This is a genomic window from Actinomadura sp. WAC 06369 (assembly GCF_003947565.1).
GTDB lineage: Bacteria > Actinomycetota > Actinomycetes > Streptosporangiales > Streptosporangiaceae > Spirillospora > Spirillospora rifamycini.
The window spans coordinates 1-7410 of sequence record NZ_QHJN01000255.1 but is presented as its reverse complement, the minus strand read 5'-3'; the positions used below and the strand labels follow the sequence as shown (position 1 = coordinate 7410).

General features: G+C 67.0%; 10 protein-coding genes and 1 pseudogene. 6 read left to right on the top strand and 5 right to left on the bottom strand.

Annotated features, from left to right (window positions below; all coding sequences use genetic code 11):
- Positions 1 to 114: 114 nt before the first annotated feature.
- A complete protein-coding gene (locus DMH08_RS37285; protein WP_125620921.1) occupies positions 115 to 1383 on the bottom strand; it encodes a lipase family protein in 1269 nt (422 codons plus the stop codon).
- Between the two features lie 227 nt (positions 1384 to 1610).
- Between DMH08_RS37285 and DMH08_RS37280 the strand changes: the two genes are divergently transcribed.
- On the top strand, positions 1611 to 1844 hold the full coding sequence (locus DMH08_RS37280) for a hypothetical protein (RefSeq protein ID WP_125620919.1): 234 nt from the start codon (positions 1611 to 1613) through the stop codon (positions 1842 to 1844).
- Between the two features lie 78 nt (positions 1845 to 1922).
- On the opposite strand, the gene DMH08_RS37275 is transcribed toward DMH08_RS37280, so the two are convergent.
- Both DMH08_RS37275 and DMH08_RS37270 read right to left on the bottom strand, forming a co-directional pair.
- Positions 1923 to 2108 (bottom strand): DUF397 domain-containing protein, encoded by a 186-nt coding sequence (locus DMH08_RS37275; RefSeq protein WP_084550416.1) that lies wholly within the window; start codon positions 2106 to 2108, stop codon positions 1923 to 1925.
- A complete protein-coding gene (locus DMH08_RS37270) occupies positions 2099 to 2902 on the bottom strand; it encodes a helix-turn-helix domain-containing protein (protein WP_026403080.1) in 804 nt (267 codons plus the stop codon). Before DMH08_RS37270 ends, DMH08_RS37275 begins: the two co-directional genes overlap by 10 nt.
- Before the next feature lie 147 nt (positions 2903 to 3049).
- Between DMH08_RS37270 and DMH08_RS37265 the strand changes: the two genes are divergently transcribed.
- From DMH08_RS37265 to DMH08_RS37255, 3 genes are read left to right on the top strand one after another with little or no spacing between them, the layout of a single operon-like run.
- Positions 3050 to 3448, top strand: coding sequence for an ATP-binding protein (locus DMH08_RS37265; protein ID WP_125620917.1), 399 nt, complete (start codon positions 3050 to 3052; stop codon positions 3446 to 3448).
- A complete protein-coding gene (locus DMH08_RS37260; RefSeq protein ID WP_125620915.1) occupies positions 3436 to 3771 on the top strand; it encodes a hypothetical protein in 336 nt (111 codons plus the stop codon). The genes DMH08_RS37265 and DMH08_RS37260 overlap by 13 nt, the downstream gene beginning before the upstream one ends.
- 29 nt (positions 3772 to 3800) lie before the next feature.
- Positions 3801 to 4265 carry a hypothetical protein gene (locus DMH08_RS37255; RefSeq protein WP_125620913.1) on the top strand — a complete coding sequence of 155 codons (465 nt, stop codon included), beginning with the start codon at positions 3801 to 3803 and terminating at the stop codon, positions 4263 to 4265.
- Between the two features lie 763 nt (positions 4266 to 5028).
- Here DMH08_RS37255 and DMH08_RS37250 read toward each other — a convergent pair.
- Positions 5029 to 5709: a RibD family protein gene (locus DMH08_RS37250; RefSeq protein WP_125620911.1), complete on the bottom strand. Its 681-nt coding sequence runs from the start codon at positions 5707 to 5709 to the stop codon at positions 5029 to 5031.
- Positions 5702 to 6586, bottom strand: coding sequence for a hypothetical protein (locus DMH08_RS37245; protein WP_125620909.1), 885 nt, complete (start codon positions 6584 to 6586; stop codon positions 5702 to 5704). Before DMH08_RS37245 ends, DMH08_RS37250 begins: the two co-directional genes overlap by 8 nt.
- Positions 6587 to 6795: 209 nt before the next feature.
- On the opposite strand from DMH08_RS37245, the gene DMH08_RS42545 reads away from it, so the two are divergent.
- Both DMH08_RS42545 and DMH08_RS41280 read left to right on the top strand, forming a co-directional pair.
- A complete protein-coding gene (locus tag DMH08_RS42545) occupies positions 6796 to 6918 on the top strand; it encodes a hypothetical protein (protein ID WP_267898600.1) in 123 nt (40 codons plus the stop codon).
- Positions 6919 to 6920: 2 nt separating this feature from the next.
- Positions 6921 to 7410, top strand: a pseudogene (locus DMH08_RS41280) (hypothetical protein); the annotation flags it as partial.

Sequence of the window (7410 nt, the reverse complement as noted above, 5' to 3'; positions counted from 1 at the left end):
CCTACCGCTCCGCCCCGCCCGACCTGGACGAACGCCCCTCCCAGCCGACCCCCTGACGGCGCGAACCGGCCCGGACGCCGATGCATTCAGCGTCCGGGCCGGGGGACGGTCGGGTCAGCAGTTGCCTTCGACCGGCTTGCCCTCGAACCTGTCGTTCAGGAACTTCGTCACGTCCTGGGCCGCGGCCCAGTCGGTCGACAGGTGCTCGGACATGTAGGTGTTCTTCCAGGTGGTGTTGATGCCGGCGTCGCAGTACAGCTGCCGGGTGGCGTCCTCGGTCTCGTGCGGGATGATCTCCTCCAGCCAGCCGCGGTACTGGAACACCGGGAAGCCGATCTCGTACCGGGCGCCCGAACCCGCGGGGCCGATGCCGACACCGACCTTCTGCCGGTCGACGATCTCGCCCCAGGTCACGCCCCCGGGTCCCGCGATCGCGTACAGGTCGTCCAGCGACAGCTTGTCGGTGGTGAAGTTCTCCACCCGCGCGCCCGTGAACACCGCCAGGGTGCCGAGCAGGCAGTTCTTCTTGACGTCGTCGACGGCGCGGCGGCCCGCGTCGTTCATCAGCTCGTCGAACGGCATCTCGGGGTACTGGGCGTTCAGGCCGATGAGGGCGTCGGCGAGGAACCCGGCGAACAGGCTGCCGTTGAGGGCCTCCGCGGTGACGCGCAGGTCGCCGGGGACGCCGCCGGCGGCGGCGCCGACGACGTTCAGCTCGGGGGCGTAGGACTCGGCGAGCTGGGCGCCCCACAGGGAGGCGTGCCCGCCCTCGGAGTACCCGGAGATGCCGACCTTGCTGTCGGCCTTCAGGCTCCCGCCGGGGATCTGGCGGGAGGCGCGGACGGCGTCCAGCAGCGCGTGCCCGGCGTTGGCGCCGTTGACGTAGGTGTGCACCTCGCCGTCGATGTAGCCGACGCCGTCGGTGGCAGCCACCGCGTGGCCCGCGTTGAGGAACGTGGCGATGTTGTCGCCCTCGTACATGTCCTGCTTCTGGCCCGCGAGCTGCCGGGAGAACGCGCACTGCGGCCCGGACCCGAGCGTCCCGGGGTTGAACGCGATCGTCGGCCGCGAGCCGCCCTTCGTCCACGCCGCGGTGGGGACCGCGACGGTACCGGTGACGGCGACCTTCGCGCCCTTGGCGTCGGTGGAGACGTACCGCACCTTCCACGCCTTGTGGCCGGGCGCGTTGCGGACGCCGTCCAGTTTCACCTCCCGGCAGGCGAGCAGGTCGCCTGGGGAGCCGTGGACGGTGTCGGCCGCCGCGTAGATCTGGGCGTCGGAGGACCAGCAGGTCCACGGCGCCGCCGACGCGGGGGCGCCCAGCATGGGGACCGCCAGCGCGGCGCCGAGGGCACCGGTCGTGAACAGGGATCTCAGTCGCATCAACCGCTCCTGACGTGTGGGGGTGGCACCGAAGCCCGACCACACTCCCAAGCCCGGCCGCCGGCCAGAATGCGCTGCGAGACGAACCTTCGAAAACGGCGTTAGCACTCCCGCACAGTTGTGTAAGCGGACGGCTGGCGGTGGCGGCGAGGGTCGGCGATGCTGTTCCGATGGACGCGCGCGTGCTCGGCACGGCCCTCGAGACCGTCGAAGCGATACTGGCCATCGTGCAGGCCACGCCCCAGGACCTGACCTGGCAGCGGCGGTACGCGAGCGAGGACGACCTCGTCTCCGAGCTCCGCGACCACGCCGACCGCCTCCAACGCGGCGACGCCACCCGCCTGCCCGACCTCCGCCACCTCCTCCTCCCGACGGCCCCCCTGTGCGAGATCGCCACCAGCAGCGGCTGGACAGACACCTACCTGGCCCTAGCAACCCGCCTAGACACAGCCACCCCCTGACACCCCGTCCCGTCAGGACGGGCCGCGCCTACCGCCTTTGCCGCCGGACACGGCCTTGAGACGGGAGGCGCCAGGGGCTCAGAGACCTTTGATCGCCTTAGCGAAGCGCCGGAAGTCGTCTCGACTCACCGTGAGCTTGGGGCCGTCCGGGTCCTTACTGTCACGGACGGCAACGGCGCTGGAAAGATCAGCGACTTCGACGCAGTTGCCGCCGTTCGACGTACTGCGGCTGGCCTTGCGCCAAACCGCCGTGCTCAAATCCATTTTTCATCCACCGTTCTGCGGATCAGATCGACACTCATCGTCATCGGCAGCGCCAGACTACGAAGCTCCCGGAGGGTTGCCGCGATCGTAGCCAGCGCGTCTGGGTCGCTCAAGGTGAGGCCACGATAGGCGCTCTCGACGTACACCACCTCGGAACGGTCTTCCAGAGTGGCCACCACGAAGGCGCCCGAGTTGCCGTCGTGCTCACCACGGTTGGGGACGACCTGCATGGTCACGTTACGTCCGGCCACACTGGCCAGGTACTCCAGTTGCTCCCGCATGACCTCCTTGTCGCCGACCTCGCGGTGCAAGACCGCCTCGTCCAGCAACACGGTCAGCGGAGGCGGCGGGTTCTTCCGCAGGATGTCCTGACGCTTGAGACGAGCGTCCACGGCTTCCTTGTTGCCGCGCAGGATGGCACTTGCGTACGCGGGGAGCTGCAACAGGCCGGGGACCACGGTCAGGCTGTACTCCGTGAGCTCCAGAGCCTCGGCCTCGACGGTGGGCCAGTCGAACCACGTCGGGTAGGCCGAGTCCATAACGAGGTCTTTCCACAACTCCTGAAGCTCACCTTCAGCCCCAAGAGCCGCGTCTGATGCCGTGACGAACTCTAAGGTGCAACGGGTGCGGCCGAGTTCCACCAAAGACACATATTGGGCAGTTACCCCCAATTTGGCCGCCAGCCGGTCTTGGCTGAGCCCGACGCGGCTGCGGTGGCGCCGCAATGCTTTCCCGAACGCCGTGAGCATGGGCGACGTGCTGTTGCGCTTGCCTTGCTGCTGGGAGGACGCCATACGCACATGGTGCCTCAAGCGACCTCAAGTGTCACCAAGTAATCCGACCTCAGATTTCTGTTTGTTCTGTAGTTGACGCCTCGCACTGCGGGCCGACTGCCTGAATTAGCGGACAGGCAACCGGACTCGTCGCGAAGGGATCTTCCAATGTCAACCGTTGCGCTTGCGCCGGAGACGCCGACGCTCGTCCTTCCACCGTCCGACCAGGCACCCGCGCTCGCGCGGCGGTTCCTCGTCGAGCAGTTCGGGCAACTCGACATACACGACGACTTCGCGGGGCGGCTCGTGGTGACGGAATTGGTCACCAATTCCTACAAGCACGTCGAATTCGGTCATATCGTCGTGCGAATTTTCCCGAATGAGACCAAGACCTCCGTGTGTGTGGAGGTGTGGGACGAGGGGGCCGCGCTGCCCGTCGTCCGGCCGGAGAACGACCACGCCGAGGGCGGGCGGGGGCTGCCGCTGGTCATCGAGCTCGTCCAGGAATGGGGCATCCGCCCGCTGTACGAGACCGGAAAGGTCGTGTGGGTTCGGTGGGCGCTCTGATCGTCCGAGCCGAACCCGTCCTGCTCAGCCTGCGGGCGTGGTGGAAACGGTCGGCGGCGATCCGGCATTTGGACGCGCTCGCCACCGTGCTCCACGCGCTGGGATACCGCTGCGTCGCGCGGCACCGCGCTCGGCCACGGCTGGCGGTCATCGACCCGCACGCCCACGTCCGAACCGTGATCGCCGTCCACGCCGCACCGGGCGAAATTTGGGGTTATCACGAATTGGACCATCACTACCTCTGTCCCTGCGGCGACGCCGAGGGCGCCGCCGAACTGGTGGCCCACGTCCTCAGAGGCCGCATGTTCACGGCGTCCTGGTAGACCGCTCCCCCCTTCTCCGGAGGCTCACCATGCAACCCGACGACCATCACCCGTCCCACATCGAACTGGACGCCGACCTCGACGCGGCCTTGGCCGACCTGCGACGGACGTTCCCCGGCGTCTGCCTCTGGTACGGCGACTACAGCGGCTCACTGTGGGCGCTCCTCCCCAACCGGCTGGTCGAAGCCAAGAACGCCGCCGAGCTCGCCTACCAACTCCGCGCCGCCCTCGGCCCTCCACGCCCCGCCGGACGCGACACATCCGCAGCTCCGCCGTCTACGCGAAGACGCGACGGCACCTGGAGCCCGCCACGCCGCGAAGCCGTCAACCCGCGCCCGACCGCGCGCCCCGGCCTCCTCACCCGGCTCGCCACCGCCTGCCGCCGCTGGTTCCCCGGCTACGAACGCCCCGCGCGACATGCTCTTCCCACCCATTGCCGTCCAGGCCGCGGAGTCACCGGCCCGGCCGACTGGGGAAGCGCGATTCCGGGGTAACGAGGTCGAGTCTGTGTCGGAGAATGCGCCCAGTTCGTCCGCACGACGGAACCCCGGCACTCGATCCGTCGCTCAACTACGGCTATCCACGTCAGGGCATCAAACCGAGGACTCAAAGCGGGCGACGCCAAGGCCCCGGCTCGCCACGAATCTCACGGGCAATCGCGACGGCGGAAGGGGCGGGACGGTGGCGAGGACGACGCAACTGCGAACGTACCGGGTACGGCACGGCCTGCTCGACGAGTGGTGGCGAAGTGGCGCGAGCTGATCGTTCCACTTGGTGGAGACGGACGTCCGCGAGGTCGACACGGCCCTTTGAGAACGTCACGGATCGGCGGGAAGCCTGCCCGCCCTCCAGATCCGTGCAGTGCCGTCGACCGAGCCCGTGAGCAGCCGGGTCCCATCGGCGGATCAGGCAACCGAAGTCATTTGTCCCGGTGGGCCCCGGCGGCCTCCTGTTCCTCGGCGGCGGCCGTCCCAGACCCGCACGGTGCGGTCATCGGACGCGGTAGCGATGCGGGCCATACCCGGATCGCTCTGGGGCCGAGGGTGTTCGGCGCCGCGGCCGTCGGCATCCGGTGGCAGGGCACTCGCCAGAGCAGCGGGTGGCGCCTCGTTACCGTCCTCTGGGAATGTCTGCCCAACCCGAGGCGGGGCCGCCGGGCCGCCGGACCGCCGGGCCGCCGGGCCGCCGGTCCTCCTCGCCAACGGCCCAGAAAGCGCTCGGCGTACCGCCCAGCCAGTGGCCGACGTCCCGCACCGATCAGGAGCGCTTGAGCAGGTATCGAGCCAGAATCACGTCTCCGATCGGACGCACCTCGGCGAGGCTCATGCGGTCACTGGGGCCATGACGGAACTCGCCGTCCCCCACGAACCGAGGGGCAGCAGAGTCACCAACGAAGAACGGAGCGATGACGAGCTGCAGCTCGTCGGCGAGACCAGCGGTGAGGAACTGGGTGTGGATGGTACCGCCGCCCTCTACCATCAAGCGGCGGACGCCCCGAGCGGCGAGGTCGCTCAGCACGGTTTTCAAGTCGATCGGTTCGCCAACGCCTTCAACGGTCGCCACCTCACCCAAGCGCTTCCGGCACTCTTCGGCCGCTGCGCTACCGCAGTAAACAATTTTTTCAACGTCGCCGGCGATGAAGAATTTCGCATCGGGCCGCAAGTCGCCCCCTGCCGTAAGGGTGACCTTGATCGGGCTTTCGGGCAGCCCTCGGGAAACTCGGTCCTTGCGTCGAGCCTCCGCCCGAACGAGGAGGCGCGGGTTATCGCGTCGGATGGTGTTGGCGCCGACAAGAATGGCATCGCAACTCGCACGGACTTCGTCAACACGGTCGAAGTCCTCGTCGTTGGACAGTAGGAGCCGTTGACTGGTGGCGTCATCGATGTAGCCATCGATCGATGCGGCGCAGGACAGGAGCACGTAGGGGCGTTCAGACACCGGTCTCTCCAGATTCTCTACTGAGTAGTTCTTCGATGATACGGGCAAGATCTTCCGCGGGATCGTCGCCCGCACCAAGGGCAGTGAACTGCTCCTCGGACATCGCCCGCAGACGTTCATCTCGTGCGGCGCGAGTGTAGAAGCGGCGGGCGGCACCACCGCTCGCCGGCAGAGCTATGACGGCTTTTCCCATCGAGAGGGCGAGGTCGATTTCAGTTTGGGTGCCGGTACCTCCACCGACCACGACGACCAAATCGGCATGTTGGATGACGTTTCGGTGGCCGAACAGCCCAACGGCTCGGGCTATACCGGGCGGACGGTACTGATCCGCGATGTAGGTCAGGACTTCGATACCGACCCCTACCGGACCGTGGCTCACCCTGTAGCCGTGACTCAAGACCAGCCGTGCCATGCATCGGACGGCGTCGTCGATCACCGCACCGTCGGCGTCAGCGGTTCGGCTCCCACAGATGGCTATGCACACAGGACGACCTGTGTTCTCGGTGGCGTCAGTGTCTCGTTCGATCACTTGTCGCCAGGGCCGTATTGGTTCTTTCTTGAGAGGAAGAGGGTCGGCTGGGGCGAGTCCGAGTGAAAGCCTGGCTCTATCCGGGATCTGCATGCCGTCGGCGATACGGGTCAGCACCTCAATGTCGGACACTCGGCCTTGCCGCGCGCCTCTCACCCAATTGGAGACATCAGACCGATCATGTTGGGTAAGTAGCGCCAGTTGCGTCTGTGTGCATTCAGGATAACGGGCGAGGAAGAGACGGAACAGTCGACCAACGTCACGATCCGCGAGGGCCTCCGCGACCTCGTCGCAACTCCAAAAGGTCATCGGAATATCGCCTGGGTTGAAGACCTTGCGCCTGGTCACGTGTTGATCGCCCTTGACTCTCTCGACTTCTCCACGTCAAAGACTAGCGGAACCCACTCCAGGGAATCCGATGATCCGCAAATCATCTCTGTGGACTCGGCACACGGAACCGTTCCACGGGTCGGTTCACTGCCCAACACGTGCCGTTGGCCGCATCGTGGTTTCCAACGGCCCGGCCGACCAGCGGCAAGAGGCAGGAAGGAACATCCATGAACAACGACACGAACGGCGAGCTGGTGGTCGCCGTAGAGAGGATCACGGCGGCGCGGGGACGCGCCACCCAGCCGTCCGACGGCGGATCCTCCGGCAAGTCCGACCTCAACGACGGCTGATCGTGATCGACTTGATCGCCGAGGTCCTGGGCGGGGACATGTTCCTCGCCCAGGACCTGGGCCGTACTCATCGCGTATATCCGGCGTCGACCACCGAAGCGGATCGGTTCTCCGGCCTGCTGACGTGGCCCGCTCTGAACCGAATTCTCGATACCCACCGGCTCGAACCACCGCGGTTGCGACTCGCCCTTGCCGGAGCGACCGTCCCGCTCTCGGCGTACTGCGAACGCCGGGCCTACCGGCGGATGCCACCTTGGGAGGCCCCACATCCCCACTTGCTCGCTGAGCAGCTGCGCGGCGGAGCCACCCTGGTGTTGGATGCGGTGGAGGAGTTGCATCCGCCCGTCAGCGAAATGGTCAGCCACCTAGGGCGTGTTTCAAAGGCAGGTCAGCCAGTCGTTGATGACAGCGATGTGGAGGGTCGCTTCGTAGCGGACGGCGAGCTTGTCGTACCGGGTGGCCACGGCCCGGTGCCGTTTGAGCCGGTTGATG

Excerpts from the sequence above, each read along its gene's own strand:
- DMH08_RS37255 (WP_125620913.1), top strand. The coding sequence starts at position 3,801 with ATGCAACCCGACGACCATCACCCGTCCCACATCGAACTGGACGCCGAC.
- DMH08_RS42545 (WP_267898600.1), top strand. The coding sequence starts at position 6,796 with ATGAACAACGACACGAACGGCGAGCTGGTGGTCGCCGTAGAGAGGATC.
- DMH08_RS37285 (WP_125620921.1), bottom strand. The coding sequence starts at position 1,383 with ATGCGACTGAGATCCCTGTTCACGACCGGTGCCCTCGGCGCCGCGCTG.
- DMH08_RS37270 (WP_026403080.1), bottom strand. The coding sequence starts at position 2,902 with ATGGCGTCCTCCCAGCAGCAAGGCAAGCGCAACAGCACGTCGCCCATG.
- DMH08_RS37265 (WP_125620917.1), top strand. The coding sequence starts at position 3,050 with ATGTCAACCGTTGCGCTTGCGCCGGAGACGCCGACGCTCGTCCTTCCA.
- DMH08_RS37275 (WP_084550416.1), bottom strand. The coding sequence starts at position 2,108 with ATGGATTTGAGCACGGCGGTTTGGCGCAAGGCCAGCCGCAGTACGTCG.